Source organism: Flavobacterium fryxellicola, assembly GCF_900143245.1.
GTDB lineage: Bacteria > Bacteroidota > Bacteroidia > Flavobacteriales > Flavobacteriaceae > Flavobacterium > Flavobacterium fryxellicola.
Genome location: NZ_FRDK01000001.1, coordinates 600,942 through 618,587 on the forward strand (window position 1 = coordinate 600,942; position 17,646 = coordinate 618,587).

Consider the following 17,646-nt stretch of genomic DNA (forward strand, 5'->3'; position numbering starts at 1 on the left):
TAATTTTGGTTTTTAAGATAACATAAGTTGCGCTTTTTTAACTGCCGCAACCATGAGATCAATTTCTTCTTTGGTATTATAAAAAGCAAATGAGGCTCTTATCGTACCAGGAATGTTAAAGAAGGTCATAATTGGTTGGGCGCAGTGGTGGCCTGTGCGCACCGCTATTCCTAATTTGTCAATTATTGTACCAATATCGTATGGATGAATTCCCTCAATGTTGAACGAAATTACGGAAGTTTTTTCTTTGGCAGTGCCGAAAATTTTCAACCCTTCAATTTCTAGCAAACGTTTGGTACCATAGTCTAGCAATTCTTTTTCTTGCTGTTGAATATTATCAAAACCAACTTCATTCATATAATCAACTGCAGTTCCTAGGGCAATTCCCCCAGCAATATTTGGTGTTCCGGCTTCAAATTTATGGGGCAATTCGGCATAAGTTGTTTTCTCGAAACTCACTTCCTTGATCATTTCTCCTCCACCTTGATACGGCGGTAATTTATTCAACCAAGCTTCTTTTCCGTATAAAATTCCGGTGCCTGTTGGTCCACATAATTTGTGTCCTGAAAAAACGTAGAAATCACAATCCAGTTCTTGAACATTTGGTTTCATGTGCGGAACGGCTTGTGCTCCATCAATCAAAATTGCTGCTCCCACTTCATGTGCTTTATCAATCATGTATTTAATAGGATTGACAGTTCCAAGGGCATTTGAAATGTGATTTACCGTTACGATCTTCGTTTTATCCGATAGCAATTTATCATAGTCTGCCATGATTAATTCGCCTTCCTGATTCATAGGTATTACGCGTAAGACAGCTCCAGTTTTTTCGCATAACATTTGCCAAGGCACGATATTACTGTGGTGTTCTAGTGCTGAAACCAAGATCTCATCACCTGGTTTTAAGATGGAAGCAAAGCCATTGGTAACCAAATTAATTCCGTGTGTGGTTCCCGAAGTAAAAAGCACTTCATGAGCGAATTTTGCGTTGATGTGATTTTGAATTTTACCACGAGAAGTTTCATACGCATCGGTGGCCAATTGGCTTAACGTGTGAACACCGCGATGAATATTGGCATTAATTTCTTGGTAATATTTTGATATCGCATCAATGACCACTTGTGGTTTTTGAGTAGTAGCCCCGTTGTCAAAATAAACCAACGGTTTTCCATTTACTTTCTGAGAAAGAATTGGGAAGTCGGCTCTAACTTTATGTATGTCTAACATGTACCTGTGTGTTTTTATTGTTTTTTCAGATAAATCAATGGAATATTACCGCTCCATTATTTAGAATTTTTCTAAATACAAAAGTAGTGAAATTGGAACTAATTTGTAGCAAACAGATGTTAATTAAACCTCATTTTCTCATTCCATAATTAGTGCAAAAAAGTGATTCCTTTTTATTAAATTGCTTCAAAATAATTCTTTATGAAAAAATTCTTCCGGTTTGTTGCCCTTGCCGTTGTGGCGGGGATCATTTATCTTGGTTTCACAACCTATCCTAAATTAGATTTAATTTCAGGCTTTTCAGCCAAAAGTATCGCTTCAGGACATTTTATCGATCATCGTTCGCAAGGCATGATTGAAAAAGGGGACAATGATATTGATATGATTGACTTGGCCAACAACACAATTGAAGATGCTGGACAGTTTGCCGTTGCCTCAGTTTATGGTTTGAAGGAAAGAAAAGCGATTTACCGTAAAGGTCTAGGAGCCACTTTGATCAACGATGATTTTGATGTTTCAAAACCGTATTTGGTTCCTAAAAGAAGTATGCCGGACAACACAATTCCTTTTCCTTATGGAAACAAAGAACCAAAAGATACGGTTTTTACGAATGTTGATTACACGAACTTAAACGGGGCTGTCGCCAATGCTTTTGATAAAAAAGGAGAATTAAATAAGAGAACTCGGTCGCTGTTAGTGATTTATAAAGACAAAATTATCGCTGAAAAGTACGATACTGGATTTGACAAAAATAGTAGAATATTGGGGTGGTCCATGACAAAAAGCATTACTAGTGCCGTTTTTGGAGTTTTAGAGAAACAAGGAAAATTTGATGTGGATGCTCCAGCTCCAATTCCAGAATGGGCAAATGACAAACGAAAATTGATTTCCACAAGTGATTTGCTCCACATGAATTCTGGTTTACAGTGGGTGGAGAATTACAGCACAATCTGTGATGCTACTAAAATGCTTTTTCAAGCAGAAGATATGACGCGTTCCCAAAGAGACAAACCAGTGGAACATAAACCCAACACACGGTGGAATTACTCTTCAGGAACAACCAACTTACTTTCTGGAATTTTGCGAAAGCAATTCAAAACGCATCAGGAATATTTAGATTTTTGGTACACGGAATTGATCGATAAAATAGGGATGAACTCTATGGTAATTGAAACCGATATGGCAGGAAATTACGTCGGTTCTTCCTACGGTTGGGCTACAACGCGAGACTGGGCAAAGTTTGGGTTGTTGTATTTGCACAAAGGATATTGGAACGGAGAACAAATTTTTAACGAAGGTTGGGCAAAATACTCTGCAACTCCAACCAATACGTCAGATGGAAGATATGGAGCTCATTTCTGGCTTAATGCCAGCGGTTTTTTCCCAGATGTTCCCAGAGACATGTGTTATTGCAGCGGGTTTCAAGGTCAAATGATTTTGATTATTCCATCACTTGATTTAGTTGTGGTTCGAATGGGTTTAAAAGAATCTCCAGAATTTAATTTTAATGAAATCATGAAGGGGATAATCGCTTCCATAAAGCATAGTAAGTAAAATAGCAAAAGGCGCAAAGTTATATTAACTCTGCGCCCTTTTTGTATAGCTTTGTGTCCTTTGCGGTTAAAAACTACAAATCAAATCCCATTTTAACGCCTAATTTTGTAGCGATAATTTTGGTGATTCGTTGTTTTAATTCCGGTATTTTGATGTTTTCGATAACGGCATTGGAGAACGCATACATCAATAATGCTTTGGCTTCTTTCTTAGGGATTCCACGTTGTTGCATATAGAATAGCGCGGTTTCATCTAATTGTCCAACCGTACAACCATGCGAACATTTCACATCATCCGCAAAAATTTCCAGTTGAGGTTTGGCATTTATGGTCGCTTTATCGCTCAATAAAATGTTGTTGCTTTTTTGGAAGGCATTCGTTTTTTGCGCTTCTTTTTCTACGTACACTTTTCCGTTGAAAACTCCCGTAGAACGATCTGAATAAATTCCTTTATAATCCTGAAAGCTTTCGCAGTTTGGAGTAGAATGTTTCACCAACGTATAATGATCTACGTGTTGTTTTTCGCCAATGATAGTGATTCCGTTTAAGGTACTTGTCAATCTTTCGCCAAAATGATAGAAATTTAAGTTGTTTCTAGTCAAGTTTCCTCCAAAAGAAAAAGTATGAACTGAAACGTGACTTTCCTGTTTTTGGGAAACATAGGTGTTGTCAATTAAATTCGCTTCAAGTGTGTCATTTTGTATTTTATAAAAATCAACGATAGCGCGTTTTTGAGCAAAAATCTCCGTAACGGAATTCGTTAACACTGGATTTTCATTCAAGCTTTGATGGCGTTCTATGATTTGAACATGAGAATTCTCTCCAACAATCACCAGATTTCTTGGCTGCACCAGTAGCGCCGCTTCGTTTCCTGTAGAGAAATACATGATTTCAATAGGTTTATCTGCTACTTTGCTTTTTGGTATGTGGATATAGGCTCCTTCCATGGCAAAAGCTGTATTCAACGAAGTCAAACTATCGTCTTTGTTAGCGATTTGGTTAAAATAAGCATCAATAACCATTTTGTATTTTGGCTTGGTCAATGCTGATGACATCAAGCACACATCAATTCCTTCATGCGTTGTTGCCGATAAATGGGAACTGAAAACACCATCAATAAACACTACTTTATAGGTGTCTATCTCGTGTAAAAAGTATTTTTTTACATGGTTGAATTCAATTGCATTTTCTTTTTTTGAAAAAACGGTAAAGTCATTTTTTAAGATGGCGTTTAGCGAAGTATATTTCCAAGATTCCTCTTTTTTAGTTGGGAACCCTTTATCTTCAAAGTTTTTTATAGCGGAAGTTCTTACATCATGAAGTTCTGAATGAACATCGATGCGTTCTTCGAAAGCCATAAAAGACGATAATAATTTTTCTTTTAAATCCATTACTTTATTGTTTAAAGTTTAAGGTTTAAGAGTTTAAAGTTATCACGAGGCAACTTTAAACTATAAACTTTAAACAAATTACTAAGCTTCTTGTTCTTGTTTGATCCAATCGTATCCTTTTTCTTCTAGCTCTAAAGCCAAAGAAGCGTCTCCAGATTTTACAATTTTACCGTTGAGTAAAACATGAACAAAATCAGGAACGATATAATCTAACAAACGTTGGTAGTGCGTAATGACTACAATAGCGTTTTTATCGCTTTTAAGTTTGTTTACTCCGTTTGCAACAATGCGCAAAGCATCAATGTCTAAACCAGAATCGGTTTCATCAAGAATAGCCAATTTTGGTTCTAACATGGCCATTTGAAAAATCTCGTTTCGTTTTTTCTCTCCGCCAGAAAAACCTTCGTTTAGAGAACGAGACAAAAATTTACGATCAATTTCTAATAATTCTGATTTCTCCCGAATCACTTTCAGCATTTGGTTGGCAGGCATTTCTTCCAGACCATTTGCTTTACGCGTTTCGTTGATTGCCGTTCTCATGAAATTAGTCACTGAAACTCCTGGAATTTCTACCGGATACTGAAACGAAAGGAAAACGCCTTTGTGGGCTCTTTCTTCAGGAGCCAATTCACTAAGATCTTCTCCATCTAGAGTGATTTCACCTTCGGTTACTTCGTAGTTTTCGTTTCCTGCAATGATGGACGCAAGGGTACTTTTTCCAGCACCGTTTGGTCCCATTATAGCATGAATTTCTCCTGCTTTTACCTCAAGGTTGATTCCTTTTAATATTTCTTTGTCCCCAATGGAGGCGTGTAAATTTTTTATACTTAACATTTGTTTCTTTAATTTTAAAAGGATTTAAATTCTCTTTTATTCTAAAATACTATTTAGATGTTCTTGGTCTTTTATTGTTTGATAGGATAAATGCTTTTCTCCTAAATATTCTGCGGATAATCGGAAGGGCAAGTGAAAATCATAATCTAATGTATCATCATCAGAATTTGAAATCACAAACATATTTTTACCTCTTAATTTTCGACCTAATTCTTTTTCAATTCTAATTAAATCAGAAAAGCGATCAAAAAATACTTTCATTATCCCACTCATGCTATACCAGTAAACGGGTGTTGCGAAAACCAGTGTGTCATATTTTTCAATAATTGAAGCTAGTAAAGGCAAAAAATCATCGGCTCTATTATGACTTTCATAATCATAATAGGAAATCGAATAATCTCTTAAATCAATAATATCGGCATTTATCTGTGTGGAAATTTTATCAACTATTTTTGTAGTATTTCCATTGCTTCTGGAAGAACCGACAATAATAACTTTGTTGTTTCCCATATTCAAATTATCCAACACTTCCCTCAAGAGAAATTTCCAATAATTTTTGAGCTTCTACAGCAAATTCCATTGGCAATTTATTCAACACATCTTTACTGAAACCATTTACGATTAAAGCGATGGCTTTTTCAGTTGGGATTCCACGTTGGTTGCAATAGAAAACTTGGTCTTCGCCAATTTTACTTGTCGTAGCTTCATGTTCTATTTTGGCCGAAGGATTTTTGCTTTCGATATATGGGAACGTATGCGCGCCACAATTATTTCCCATTAAAAGTGAATCACATTGTGAAAAATTTCGGGCATTATCAGCATTTGGCGAAATGCGCACTAAACCACGGTAACTATTTTGAGATTTTCCAGCAGAAATTCCTTTGGAAATAATAGTCGATTTAGTGTTTTTGCCTAAATGGATCATTTTTGTTCCTGTATCGGCTTGTTGGAAATTGTTAGTCACAGCGATCGAATAAAATTCTCCAGTTGAATTATCTCCTTTTAAAATAACCGAAGGATATTTCCACGTTATAGCAGAACCTGTTTCTACTTGTGTCCAAGAAATTTTTGCGTTTTTCTCGCAGATTCCTCTTTTGGTTACAAAGTTGAAAACCCCACCTTTTCCTTCTTTATTCCCAGGATACCAGTTTTGTACCGTAGAATATTTGATTTCGGCATCGTCTAAAGCAATTAATTCTACGCAAGCAGCGTGCAATTGATTTTCATCACGACTTGGAGCGGTGCAACCTTCTAAATAACTTACATAACTTCCTGCATCTGCAATTAGTAAAGTTCGCTCGAACTGACCTGTTCCCGCTTGATTTATTCTAAAATAAGTAGAAAGTTCCATTGGACAACGAACTCCTTTTGGAATATAACAAAAAGATCCATCAGAGAAAACGGCTGAGTTTAATGCTGCATAAAAATTATCTTTTTGAGGAATAACAGTTCCTAAATATTTACGAACTAACTCTGGATGTTCTTTGATGGCTTCAGAAATACTCATAAAGATGATTCCCTTTTCGCCTAATGTTTTCTTGAACGTTGTCGCTACAGAAACGGAGTCGACTACGATATCCATCGCTACATTATTCATCATTTTTTGCTCATCGACAGAGATGCCTAACTTTTTATACATTTCTAAAAGTTCAGGATCTACATCGTCCAATGTTTTGTTGGGATCTACCGCTTTTGGAGCTGAATAATAGGAAATGGCCTGAAAATCAGGTTTTGTATAATGTACATTGGCCCATTCTGGCTCGGTCATTTGCTCCCAAGCACGATATGCCTCAAGACGCCAATCAGTCATCCATTGTGGTTCTCCTTTTTTGTGCGATATCGCTCGAACGATATCTTCGTTTAAACCAATGGGAAATGTTTCCGATTCCAACTCGGTGTAGAATCCGTATTCGTATTCTTTAGTTTCGAGTTCGATTTTTAAGTCGTCTTCTGTATATTTGCTCATGTTATTAATTTAAAGATTGAAAAATTTAAAGATTGAAAAATTCCTTAAATACTTTCTAAATCATTTATTTATTTCCAATTTAGAATTTAAATACTTAATGAAACTGGAAATATTTTGAGAAATTTCAACACTCAAAATAAAGCTTTCCTGAATTTCATTTTTAGAACAAAACTCTAATTCTCTTGTTAGAACTAGCATGTTCCTAACTTCTGCGCAACTGCCTTTTGCGATCTTCAAATAACGAATAAATTGTTTATTGTTATTGTATTCGGGTCCTTCAGCGATGTTATTTGTAATTGAAATTACCACTCTTTTTATTTATTCCTTAGAACCAAAGTACTTTTCAAGTTTGGTTTTGGTCAAAAGTTTAAAGATCAGCTTGGTCAATTCAATCCCCTTTTTATGAACTTCAAATTCTTCAAAAAATTTAGTCCTATTTTCTTAATTTAAAGATTCAAAGATTGTTGCTTCGTAAAAACGTATCGACGCAATTAATCATTCAATTATTCAATTTTTTAAATCTTTCAATTAATTTACAGAGAGAAACTCTCTCCACAACCACAAGTTCTATTGGCATTTGGGTTATTAAATACAAACCCTTTACCATTTATTCCTCCTGAAAATTCTAATATTGTTCCGGCTAAGTACAGAAAAGATTTTTTTTCTACAGCAATTGTTATATCGTTGTCGATGAAAATTTTATCGTCTTCGTTTTTTGTTTTATCAAATTTTAAATCATAAGACAATCCAGAACATCCGCCGCTTTTTACACCAACTCTTACGTAGTCGATTGCAGCATCAAAACCATCATCTTTCATGAGATCGATAATTTTTTTTCTTGCAGTGTCAGAAACTTTTATCATAGCTTATATTGATTTTGTCTAAATTAATGACAAAGATACTATATAAAATGCTTGTTCCATAATTCATAACATTTTTATAACTAATTGTAAAATAGAAAAAAGCTATTTGATTCAACTAAAAGGATTTGAATTCCTTAACTTTGGCTCCTATCAAAAAACACAAAAAACATGAAATTATATCCCATAGAAACCGGAAATTTTAAATTGGATGGCGGCGCCATGTTTGGTGTGGTGCCAAAAACAATTTGGAGTCGAACCAATCCCGCTGACGAAAATAACTTGATCGACATTGCCGCTCGCTGTTTATTGATTGAAGACGGCAAACAATTGATTTTGATTGATACTGGAATGGGAAATAAGCAGTCCGATAAATTTTTTGGGTATTATTCGCTGTGGGGAACCCATTCGATGGACAAATCTTTGGCAAAATATGGTTTTCATCGGGATGATATTACAGATGTTTTTATGACACATCTGCATTTTGATCATTGTGGGGGAAGCGTACAATGGAATGCTGATAAAACCGGTTATGAAGTCGCATTTAAAAATGCTAAATATTGGTCTAATGAAGATCATTGGGAATGGGCAACCAAACCTAATGTTAGAGAAAAGGCTTCTTTTCTGTCTGAAAATATTTTACCGATGCAGGAAAGTGGGCAGTTGAATTTTATCAAAAGATCAGAAGGCGACTTTCTATCTACCTCTGAGTTGGGGTTTGGCATCTTCTTTGCTGATGGTCATACCGAGAAACAAATGCTTCCACACATTCAATATCAAGATAAAACGATTGTTTTTTGTGCTGATTTGTTGGCTACAGCCGGACATATTCCCATTCCATATGTAATGGGCTATGATACTAGGCCGTTATTGACGATGCCCGAAAAGGAAAAATTCATGAATGCTGCCGCGGATCAGAATTATTATTTGTTCTTGGAACACGATGCACATAACGAAATCATTACGGTGGAACGAACGGAAAAAGGAGTTCGGTTAAAAGAACGTTTTTCCTGTAACGAAATCCTAACATAGTGTTAAGGACGGCCACATTTGTAACAAAAAAAATTATTTTAGACAAATATTTCAAAAACTTAATAGAAATCCAATGAATACCATTAAACCTATTTACATTTCTGCTTTTGCCTTTTTGGTATTAGTAGGATGCGGAACTTCAAAACAAGTAGTAAACACTACTGGACTAGTTGCCATAAGTGCACCTTTGAACATTTCAAAAAAGGCGCCAATTACTGAAAACGACCTACAGCGCTGGAGTCATTTAGATATTGTAACGGATACCATTCCGGGGATGAGCGTTGACAGAGCGTATACTGAATTATTAAAAGGTAAAAAAGGCGTGCCAGTTATTGTTGGAATTTTAGATTCTGGAGTCGACATTGAACATGAAGATTTAAAATCGGTGCTTTGGACCAATACCAAAGAAATCGCTGGAAACGGAATTGATGATGACAAAAATGGATATATTGATGATATTCACGGTTGGAATTTTCTTGGTGATATCACCAAAGAGAATTTAGAATACGAAAGAATTATAAAAGACAAAACCTTAGTCGATGAAGCGACGTATCAAGCCGCAAAAGCACTGAATGATAAGAAAGTTGCTGATGCTGTTGCGGGAAAAACACGTTCCGAGCAAATGTTAGAAGCTATTGTTTCAGGAGATGCTGTTTTGGTAAAACATTTTGGTAAACCAGTCTATACTATTGAGGAAGTAACGGCAATTGTTTCGCAAGAGCCTGCAACCCAAAAGAGTAAGGCAACGATGCAACAAATGCTTTCTTATGGTTTGCCAATAGCAGATTTAAAAGTTGCTGTTCAAAAACAATTAGAGGAACAGGTTGCACTTATTAATGGCGATCACCTTAAAACAGACTACCGTAAAGTGTTAGGAGACAATCCAAATGATATTACAGATACAAAATACGGGAACAACAATGTGATGGGACCAGACAAGAATGAAATTCTTCATGGAACGCATGTTGCCGGAATTGTTGCGCAAACCAGAAACAATACTTTAGGTGGAGATGGTGTTGCTAATAATGTTCAAATTCTTACGATTCGTGCCGTACCAGATGGTGATGAGTATGACAAAGATATTGCACTTGGAATTCGTTATGCAGTTGATAATGGCGCCAAAGTGATCAATGGAAGTTTCGGAAAAAGTTTTTCTCCACACAAGCAATGGGTTTACGATGCTATCAAATATGCGGAGAAAAAAGATGTTTTGTTTGTTCATGCAGCTGGAAACGATGCTAAAGACATTGATTATGCAGAAAATTTCCCTAACGATTCTGAAGATAAAGTAAAGGAGTTTGCTGATAATGTACTTACAATTGGTGCGCTAAACTATGAATACGGAAATAAGGTTGTAGCCCGTTTTTCTAATATTGGAAAAATTAATGTAGACGTTTTTGCTCCTGGAGTAAAAATATATGCTACCACTCCAAACAACACGTATAAGTACTTACAGGGAACGTCAATGGCGGCGCCAAATGCAGCGGGAGTTGCTGCTTTAATTCGTTCTTATTATCCAAAATTATCTGCTAAACAAGTTAAACATATTTTGATGGATTCAGGGATTGCCATTTCTACAGATGTTATTGTGGGTGGAAAAGCAACAGATACACGTTCATTTAGCACTTTATCTCAATCAGGAAAGATCATAAATGCTTACAATGCTTTTTTGATGGCAGAAAAAATGTCTAAGTAATATTTAATGCATTCTTTATATGGAAGGACAATTTGTCCTTCCATTTTTATTTAAATCAAACATGAAAAAACTACTATTATTTTATTTTCTTACTTTAAGTTTTGGAAGTCTATGGGCTCAAAACACAGGATATTGGCAACAGCACGTAGATTACAAAATGGACGTGACTATGGATGTATCCACTTATAGATACAAAGGCACACAGGAACTGGTCTATACTAATAATTCTCCTGACACTTTAAAAAAAGTGTATTACCACCTTTATAACAATGCTTTTCAGCCGGGAAGCGAAATGGATGCCAGAATCCAAAACATAAGAGATCCAGATGCTCGAATGGTCAACAAGATTAAAGTTGGTCCAAATGAAAGGAAACAAAGCCGTATCAAAATGTTGAAACCTAACGAAACAGGGTATCTGAACATTACTAATTTTAAGCAGGATGGCAGCACTGCTTCGGTAGAAACAATAGGAACGATTCTGGAAGTTACTTTGGCTAAGCCAATAGTTCCCAACTCAAAAACCACGTTTACTTTAACTTTTGATGGTCAGGTTCCAATTCAAATTCGTCGCTCTGGAAGGAATAATGCCGAAGGAGTAGCACTGTCAATGGCACAATGGTATCCTAAAATGGCCGAATTTGATTTTGAAGGCTGGCATGCCGATCCCTATATCGCTAGAGAATTTCATGGCGTTTGGGGAAATTTTGACGTCAGCATTACAATCGATAAGGATTACGTTTTAGGAGGTACTGGTTATTTGCAAAACAAAAACGAAATAGGTCACGGGTATCAAGATTCAGGCGTTGTCGTAACTGTTCCTAAAAAAGCAAAAACGTTGACGTGGCATTTTAAAGCGCCAATGGTTCATGATTTTACTTGGGCTGCAGATAAGAACTACATTCACGACATTGTACAAGGACCTAACGGCGTTGACTTGCATTTTTTGTATAAAGACAATCCAAAATACATTCAAAACTGGAAAAATCTGCAACCAAAAACGGCTCAGTTAATGGAGTTCTATAACAAAACGGTTGGCGATTATCCCTATAAGCAATATTCTGTGATTCAAGGGGGTGATGGTGGAATGGAATATGCCATGTGTACCTTAATTTTAGGACAAGGAAGTTTTGATGGATTATTAGGAGTAACTGCTCACGAAATGGCACATTCTTGGTTTCAGCATGTCTTAGCTAACAATGAATCAAAACATGGGTGGATGGATGAAGGATTCACCTCTTTTCTAGAAGACCTGGGAATGAATGAAATAGCCGATAAAAAAGTAGAAAATCCATTTACGGGAGCGTATGCAGGTTATTTTTCAATGGTGAATTCCGGTAAAGAATTACCGCAAACTACACATGCAGATCGTTTTGATGAAAACAGAGTATACAGCATTACTTCGTATAGTAAAGGAGAACTTTTTCTAACACAATTAATGTATTTAATAGGGAAAGACAATCTAATGAAATCCTTAAAAAAATATTACAGCGATTTTAAATTCAAGCATCCAACACCCAATGATATCAAGAGATCAGCGGAAAAAATCTCTGGAGCAAATCTCGATTGGTATTTAACCGATTGGACACAAACAACCAACACAATTGATTATGGGATCAGAGAACCAAGAGCTGTTGGAGATAAAACTATTGTTACTTTAGAAAGAATAGGGAGAATGCCAATGCCTATTGATTTGTTAGTGGAGTATACGGATGGAACAATGGAAAGTTTTTATATTCCCCTACGCATGATGAGTTTCAAAAAGGAAAATCCAAATCCCGCATTAAAAAGAACAGTTTTGGGTGATTGGGCTTGGGCATATCCTACCATGGAATTTATGATTGCTAAACCTAAAAGCACCATCAAAAAAATCACCATCGACCCAAGTGGTTTAATGGCGGATATTAAGAAAGAAAATAATGTTTATAAGCAATAGATATTTAGTTAAAATGTAATTTTATGGATATTAAATACAATCAAACTACTGCATCAATTGAGATCAAAGATGGTTTGAAAAATCATTTTTTTATCGTGAAATTGCTATTGATTATAACTTTCATCAATGCAGTTTTAAATTTATCGAATGCACAGGTAGCTTTTGGATTTATGAAAATAATTTGGTTGTTTATTGGTATGGTTGCTGCTTTTGGATTACGAAATTATTTTTTTTAAAAAACGGGTATGGATAAAATTCCAGTAGTTCAAATAGAAGGAATTGAAGAACGTGTTTCGTTCAGTAAAAAAATATATTTTGTCCAACTAAAAAATGGAAAAACAAGAGACCTTTTAGAAGTTAAATCGGAATCACAGTTTAAAGAAGTAAAAAAGCTGCTAGCAGATATTAAATTATAATTATAGAAAATGCCGCAAAATCATCTTTTGCGGCATTTTTACATAAGGTAGAAAGAGGTTTAAAATTATCTACGAAATTTAAAATAGTCCGCTAATGGATGTTTCTTGTTTTTTAGCATTTTAGAAACGAGCTCCATTCCAATGACTGAAAAAGTAATGCCGTTTCCTCCAAATCCCAATACAAAATAAGCGCTTGGAAAATTAGGGTGTTTCCCTATATAAGGCAAACCATCTTTAGTTTCGCCAAAAGTACCAGCCCATACAAAATCCATTCTGAAATCATAGTGGGGTAAAATTTTCTTCAGATATTTGGTCAATTTTTCCGATTTAACATTTAATAAGGAATCTCTTTTTTGAGCATCTACAAAATCTTCATCCTCTCCACCAATAAGCAAGCGATTGTCATCGGTGGTTCGCATGTACATATACGGTTCCGCTGTGTTCCAAAAAAGGGTGTCGTTCAGCTTTGACTGGTCGTCTTCAAGCCGTTCTCCAACCATAGCGTAGGTCGACAGTAATTTTACAAAATCATCTTTTATGATTTCTGTACTTTCAAAACCATTGCAGTAAATTATTTTCTTGGCAGTAATAGTAGTGCCATGTTCCGTTAGAACGGTAACGCCGTTTTGCTGATAGGTAACTTTTTTAATATCGGTTTTATCGAAAATCTGCAATCCTTTTTCGTGATTGTACGCCAGAATATCGTGAGCTAATTGGAAAGCATCTATACTGCCGCCTTGTTCTGATAAGATTCCGCCATGCGAATGTTTGATGTTAAACTTTTTATCAATTGCATCGGCTTCAAGCCATTTTACAGGAATTCCAATTTTTTTTCGCGCTTCAAATTCTTTTTTTAACCCACTCACATCTTTCTTTAAAGCGGCAAAATAGAGCGACTCTTTTTTCTTGAAACCACAATCTGATTGTACTTGTTGGACTATTTTCTTTAAATCATCAATCGATTTATAGCACGCCCAATAACTTGCAATTGCAGCCTTTTCGCCAATTAATTCTATAAGTTGGTACAAAGGAACGTCAATCTCATATTGCAACATGGATGTCGTGGCCGATGTACTTCCGTGACCTATTTCTCGTCGATCTAGCAACGCCGTCTTGTAACCGTCGTTCATGCATTGATGTGCAATGAGACTACCCGTTATTCCGCCTCCCACAATTAGAATTTCCGTTTTTAAGTCTGCTCTTAAGGACGGATAGGAGTTGATAATTCCATTTTTGACTAACCAAAAAGGTTCACTTGATTTTAGTTTCATAGTGCGGAGGTTTTTATCAAATTTAATAAAAAATGAGTTGAGGAATTACTAATATTAATTTTAGATAAGAAAATAATTTGTTGCTATCTCACTTGATTAGAGCAGTTTTTCTCTCTGGCAAGGCTGTTTTTAGTTTATTTTCAAAGGACATATAGAGAATCCCGATTGCTATAAGTTGAAAAATCAAGGATAGTATGGATCCTTCAAACCCAAAATCACCTCCATTCCAGATGGAGGCTAACTTGTAATCGGTTTGAATGATGGAATAGTTTTCTATACCACTAACATTAAAGCCAAAAATTGTTCCTTGAAAAAAATTCCAGCTAAAATGCAAAGCAATGGAAAACCATAAATTTTTAGTGTATAAGTAAGGTAATCCCAGTAGTATCCCAGCTACGAAAAGATCAATTAAGCCGAAAAAAGTAATGTTAGGATTACCGGCATGCAACAAACTAAAAACCACGGAAGATAGGAGTAAGGCTGTTACTTTATTAAAAGATTTCATTAAGTTATTTAAAACAAATCCTCTCAATAAAAGTTCTTCGGAAATAGCTACACATACATAATGTAATAAACTTAATACGATCAATGGCAAGTTGAAATTGAGACTTCTAAAATGTATTTCGTCAAAAAGCAGTAGGCTTACGAAACCAATTAACATAATTATTAATCCATAATATATTCCGCGAATAGTGTCCTCTTTGATCGATTTTTTTTCAAATCCTAAGCTTATAAATGGTTCTTCGACTACATATTTCATAAAAAACCACAGTGCGGTAATTGTGCCAGCTAGTGATGCGAATGATATAATCAAGGTCTGATGGGGACTTCTAGGAATTGACTGAGAGTTCATGAAATCGATCCCTGTTATGCTATAGCCAATAATTTGAAAAATTCCAACGATTAAAAAATACGGTAGAATTATTTGTAAAACATTTTGCCATCCTTGGTGTTTGTTTGAAATCCTTATTGTCATGAAAGCAGTCTGTATAAATAAATGGAAATTTACAAGTAATTGTATAACATCTTACTCGATTTTGTTGAGATAGCAGAAATAGATGAATTCGGCTACAAAGAGTAAAGTAAGTACTAAAGTTCCTGTCACTGAAATTTTATAATCCAAATATAAGAATTATTTTATAAAAAAAATATTGCTTTATAAAGTGAAATTAAATTTTCACCCTTGTTATAATTCAAAAAAAAACTGAAATAGGACATCATAAAAAAGGGTTTTAAAAAATCAGATCACTATGCTTTTTTGGCACTCAGATTTTTCAACATTTCTATAGTCATACTTGCTAAATCAAATTTATATTTCCATCCCCAATCTTCTCTGACTTCATCATCATTGATACTTGCTGGCCAACTGTCGGCTATTTTTTAATCATTCTTTTAAAATATCACTAAAAGTGGGTATTGTTCGTTGTAAAACTTTGGTTATTTTTATGAAATATTAATTAACAAAAAAAAATATGAAAACAAACATACAAACAAACGAGTGACTTAAGACGCAAAATTATATTGCTTTTTATGAGTTGTACTCTTTCTTTTATGCATTCTTGCAGTCTCGACGATGCATTAATACAAAAAGATTCAAATATTCAAACCGTATCAAGAGAACAGGCGATTCAGTTTTTACAACAAAATCTGCTAAAAGGTAGCGGTAACAAAACATCCAAAACGACTACTTTGTCTAATTATGATGCGATAACGCTAGAAAAAATAACAAATAGCGATCAATTGTTAACTGTAATTCCTTTGCCGTATAATGACAAACAACAAAACAGTAGAGTATTATTGCTTACAGTAAACGACACATTAAAAAGTGCGGTTTTTACAATGTATCCTGATGTTGCCCAAAGCACAAAAGAGTTTTCAGGTCGAGTAATAATCACTAGTATGAACGGTGACTTTTTTAAGGGATTTAGAATGAAAAACGGATACATTATCTCAAAATTCATAAAAAAGTCATCTGCCTATACAACAAATAAAATAGAAAGCAGATCCGCACTAACATATGCTACCGAGCCAATACAACTGCATGAAGTAATAATTCCTGCAAGAAAACCCGTTCAAAGCCTAACCGTGGCTTATCTGTACGTTTATTCTTACGAAATAGAATCAAGCAATGTTTCTCTTCTTAATTGGGGTTTTAGTGGCGGTGGCGGTGGTGGCGGTGAAGAAGAGGAAGTTGCAGATCCTTGTCTAAAAATAAAAGCACAAATTGATAATGTCGTAATTAAAGCAAAAATTGACGCTTTAAAAGGTAAAACTGCCAATAAAAATGAAGCTGGTATAGTTCAAAAGAAAGATGGTACTTTTGCCGATATGATAGCCGCTACAAATTCTAACGAATTAAACATGCCTCCTGGTACCGATTTTACTGGGAGTATGCATACTCATCAAGACCCTTATTCAAGTGGCAGGTTTCGAGAAAATGGAACTCCGATAATGCTTAGACCAATACTAATTTTTTCACCCAAAGATGTTGTTCATTTTTTAGAGTTTTTAAACAATACTAAAAAAAATAATGCCCCAATTACAGAGGTATATAGCACAATGATTTCTAGTTCTGCGGTTTATCAGTTAAGATTTACGGGTAATATTACTGATGTAAAAATAGATTGTGATATTTCAGATTTAAATATTAAGTATGTTAAAAGTATAAAAGATAATGGTAACGACAAGAAGTTAGGCTTTTTAAAGTTTTTAGAAGATAATATTGGTATTAAGGGAATAGAATTATATGAAATCAACAGTGATAACTCTACTGTTAAAATAACACTAGATAACAATAAAATAAGTAATATACCATGCAAATAAAAACACAAAAAATAAAAAACATGAAAAATATAGTTATAATATTATTAATATTATTCAATTTACAATGTAAAGCTCAAACAATTATTCCTGTTGAAAAAGTAATTGATTACATGGGTTCAAGTATAAGTTTCCCAGCAGGTTCTTATATAAAAGATGTTAATCATAAATTAGATGTTTTTACTGGTACTTGGAAAGGAGTGCATGGTGATAAAATATATTCTTTCACTATTTCAAAATTCACTGATATCCGTTCAAATGTTAAAGAAGATATACTTATTATTCGTTATCTAATAACAAATACTAATGGATATATTTTGGAAGATACAAGATCTTTACCTGATCTAAACCCCTATCTTATTCAAGGGTATTATTTAGAACAAACTACTTATGCATTAACTTACAGTGGTAAAAATGCAAAATGCGGACAAACAGGTACGATATTCATAGATTGGCTTAAAGGTAGTAATAATACTAAAATGACTTTATTTCTTGAGCCTGAACAAATGATAATTTCTTCTCGAGAATGTCCTAATGGTAGAGCAGAGCAAATTATACCACATGAACAAATTATTTTAAGTAAAGAATAATATTGTTAATTAAATGCAAAGAAGCATATTCAATTAAAAATGAATCGTAACCAAAAA

General features: G+C 34.7%; 17 protein-coding genes and 1 pseudogene. 8 read left to right on the forward strand and 10 right to left on the reverse strand.

Going from position 1 to position 17,646, the window contains the following annotated elements; all coding sequences use genetic code 11:
- Positions 1-12: 12 nt before the first annotated feature.
- Entirely contained in the window at positions 13-1,227 is a 1,215-nt protein-coding gene (locus BUA03_RS02665) for an aminotransferase class V-fold PLP-dependent enzyme (RefSeq protein WP_066075672.1), read from the reverse strand.
- A gap of 201 nt (positions 1,228-1,428) precedes the next feature.
- Here BUA03_RS02665 and BUA03_RS02670 point away from each other — a divergent pair, with 201 nt between their 5' ends.
- Positions 1,429-2,781 carry a serine hydrolase domain-containing protein gene (locus BUA03_RS02670; protein WP_066075670.1) on the forward strand — a complete coding sequence of 451 codons (1,353 nt, stop codon included), beginning with the start codon at positions 1,429-1,431 and terminating at the stop codon, positions 2,779-2,781.
- A 73-nt stretch (positions 2,782-2,854) separates the two neighbouring features.
- Here the strand turns inward: BUA03_RS02670 and sufD are convergent, their stop codons facing one another.
- The 6 genes from sufD to BUA03_RS02700 all read right to left on the reverse strand — a co-directional run bounded on the left by sufD (position 2,855) and on the right by BUA03_RS02700 (position 7,834).
- Positions 2,855-4,171: a Fe-S cluster assembly protein SufD gene (sufD, locus tag BUA03_RS02675; protein WP_066075667.1), complete on the reverse strand. Its 1,317-nt coding sequence runs from the start codon at positions 4,169-4,171 to the stop codon at positions 2,855-2,857.
- Between the two features lie 81 nt (positions 4,172-4,252).
- Positions 4,253-5,005: a Fe-S cluster assembly ATPase SufC gene (sufC, locus tag BUA03_RS02680; protein WP_066075665.1), complete on the reverse strand. Its 753-nt coding sequence runs from the start codon at positions 5,003-5,005 to the stop codon at positions 4,253-4,255.
- Positions 5,006-5,041: 36 nt separating this feature from the next.
- A complete protein-coding gene (locus tag BUA03_RS02685) occupies positions 5,042-5,515 on the reverse strand; it encodes a flavodoxin family protein (protein ID WP_066075662.1) in 474 nt (157 codons plus the stop codon).
- A 7-nt stretch (positions 5,516-5,522) separates the two neighbouring features.
- Complete coding sequence (sufB, locus tag BUA03_RS02690) at positions 5,523-6,971, reverse strand: Fe-S cluster assembly protein SufB (RefSeq protein ID WP_066075658.1); 1,449 nt, start codon at positions 6,969-6,971, stop codon at positions 5,523-5,525.
- 60 nt (positions 6,972-7,031) lie between these two features.
- Entirely contained in the window at positions 7,032-7,280 is a 249-nt protein-coding gene (locus BUA03_RS02695; protein ID WP_245792553.1) for a four helix bundle protein, read from the reverse strand.
- Between the two features lie 224 nt (positions 7,281-7,504).
- Entirely contained in the window at positions 7,505-7,834 is a 330-nt protein-coding gene (locus tag BUA03_RS02700; protein WP_066075655.1) for a HesB/IscA family protein, read from the reverse strand.
- Between the two features lie 168 nt (positions 7,835-8,002).
- Between BUA03_RS02700 and BUA03_RS02705 the strand changes: the two genes are divergently transcribed.
- The 5 genes from BUA03_RS02705 (at position 8,003) to BUA03_RS16610 (ending at position 12,908) form a co-directional block, all read left to right on the forward strand.
- Positions 8,003-8,863: an MBL fold metallo-hydrolase gene (locus BUA03_RS02705; protein ID WP_066075652.1), complete on the forward strand. Its 861-nt coding sequence runs from the start codon at positions 8,003-8,005 to the stop codon at positions 8,861-8,863.
- A 73-nt stretch (positions 8,864-8,936) separates the two neighbouring features.
- Positions 8,937-10,559 (forward strand): S8 family peptidase, encoded by a 1,623-nt coding sequence (locus BUA03_RS02710; protein ID WP_066075649.1) that lies wholly within the window; start codon positions 8,937-8,939, stop codon positions 10,557-10,559.
- Positions 10,560-10,620: 61 nt separating this feature from the next.
- Entirely contained in the window at positions 10,621-12,492 is a 1,872-nt protein-coding gene (locus BUA03_RS02715; protein WP_066076040.1) for a M1 family metallopeptidase, read from the forward strand.
- Between the two features lie 23 nt (positions 12,493-12,515).
- Positions 12,516-12,728, forward strand: coding sequence for a hypothetical protein (locus BUA03_RS02720; protein WP_066075645.1), 213 nt, complete (start codon positions 12,516-12,518; stop codon positions 12,726-12,728).
- 9 nt (positions 12,729-12,737) lie between these two features.
- Positions 12,738-12,908: a hypothetical protein gene (locus tag BUA03_RS16610; protein ID WP_157492179.1), complete on the forward strand. Its 171-nt coding sequence runs from the start codon at positions 12,738-12,740 to the stop codon at positions 12,906-12,908.
- A 65-nt stretch (positions 12,909-12,973) separates the two neighbouring features.
- Here the strand turns inward: BUA03_RS16610 and BUA03_RS02725 are convergent, their stop codons facing one another.
- From BUA03_RS02725 to BUA03_RS16830, 3 genes and pseudogenes are all read right to left on the reverse strand, one after another.
- Positions 12,974-14,179, reverse strand: coding sequence for an NAD(P)/FAD-dependent oxidoreductase (locus BUA03_RS02725; protein WP_066075642.1), 1,206 nt, complete (start codon positions 14,177-14,179; stop codon positions 12,974-12,976).
- 88 nt (positions 14,180-14,267) lie between these two features.
- On the reverse strand, positions 14,268-15,155 hold the full coding sequence (locus BUA03_RS02730) for a CPBP family intramembrane glutamic endopeptidase (RefSeq protein ID WP_066075639.1): 888 nt from the start codon (positions 15,153-15,155) through the stop codon (positions 14,268-14,270).
- A gap of 272 nt (positions 15,156-15,427) precedes the next feature.
- Positions 15,428-15,559: pseudogene (locus BUA03_RS16830) on the reverse strand (NAD-dependent epimerase); the annotation flags it as partial.
- Positions 15,560-15,868: 309 nt separating this feature from the next.
- On the opposite strand from BUA03_RS16830, the gene BUA03_RS02735 reads away from it, so the two are divergent.
- Both BUA03_RS02735 and BUA03_RS02740 read left to right on the forward strand, forming a co-directional pair.
- Positions 15,869-17,002, forward strand: a complete 1,134-nt coding sequence (locus BUA03_RS02735) for a hypothetical protein (protein WP_157492178.1) — start codon at positions 15,869-15,871, stop codon at positions 17,000-17,002.
- Positions 17,003-17,022: 20 nt separating this feature from the next.
- Positions 17,023-17,589 carry a DUF6705 family protein gene (locus tag BUA03_RS02740; RefSeq protein WP_139255599.1) on the forward strand — a complete coding sequence of 189 codons (567 nt, stop codon included), beginning with the start codon at positions 17,023-17,025 and terminating at the stop codon, positions 17,587-17,589.
- The last annotated feature ends 57 nt before the right edge of the window (positions 17,590-17,646 follow it).

Coding starts and splice junctions, on each gene's coding strand:
- BUA03_RS16610 (WP_157492179.1), top strand. CDS start 12,738: ATGGATAAAATTCCAGTAGTTCAAATAGAAGGAATTGAAGAACGTGTT.
- BUA03_RS02715 (WP_066076040.1), top strand. CDS start 10,621: ATGAAAAAACTACTATTATTTTATTTTCTTACTTTAAGTTTTGGAAGT.
- sufB (WP_066075658.1), bottom strand. CDS start 6,971: ATGAGCAAATATACAGAAGACGACTTAAAAATCGAACTCGAAACTAAA.
- BUA03_RS02725 (WP_066075642.1), bottom strand. CDS start 14,179: ATGAAACTAAAATCAAGTGAACCTTTTTGGTTAGTCAAAAATGGAATT.
- BUA03_RS02740 (WP_139255599.1), top strand. CDS start 17,023: ATGAAAAATATAGTTATAATATTATTAATATTATTCAATTTACAATGT.
- BUA03_RS02665 (WP_066075672.1), bottom strand. CDS start 1,227: ATGTTAGACATACATAAAGTTAGAGCCGACTTCCCAATTCTTTCTCAG.
- BUA03_RS02685 (WP_066075662.1), bottom strand. CDS start 5,515: ATGGGAAACAACAAAGTTATTATTGTCGGTTCTTCCAGAAGCAATGGA.
- BUA03_RS02670 (WP_066075670.1), top strand. CDS start 1,429: ATGAAAAAATTCTTCCGGTTTGTTGCCCTTGCCGTTGTGGCGGGGATC.
- BUA03_RS02705 (WP_066075652.1), top strand. CDS start 8,003: ATGAAATTATATCCCATAGAAACCGGAAATTTTAAATTGGATGGCGGC.
- BUA03_RS02720 (WP_066075645.1), top strand. CDS start 12,516: ATGGATATTAAATACAATCAAACTACTGCATCAATTGAGATCAAAGAT.
- sufD (WP_066075667.1), bottom strand. CDS start 4,171: ATGGATTTAAAAGAAAAATTATTATCGTCTTTTATGGCTTTCGAAGAA.
- BUA03_RS02700 (WP_066075655.1), bottom strand. CDS start 7,834: ATGATAAAAGTTTCTGACACTGCAAGAAAAAAAATTATCGATCTCATG.
- BUA03_RS02730 (WP_066075639.1), bottom strand. CDS start 15,155: ATGACAATAAGGATTTCAAACAAACACCAAGGATGGCAAAATGTTTTA.
- BUA03_RS02710 (WP_066075649.1), top strand. CDS start 8,937: ATGAATACCATTAAACCTATTTACATTTCTGCTTTTGCCTTTTTGGTA.
- sufC (WP_066075665.1), bottom strand. CDS start 5,005: ATGTTAAGTATAAAAAATTTACACGCCTCCATTGGGGACAAAGAAATA.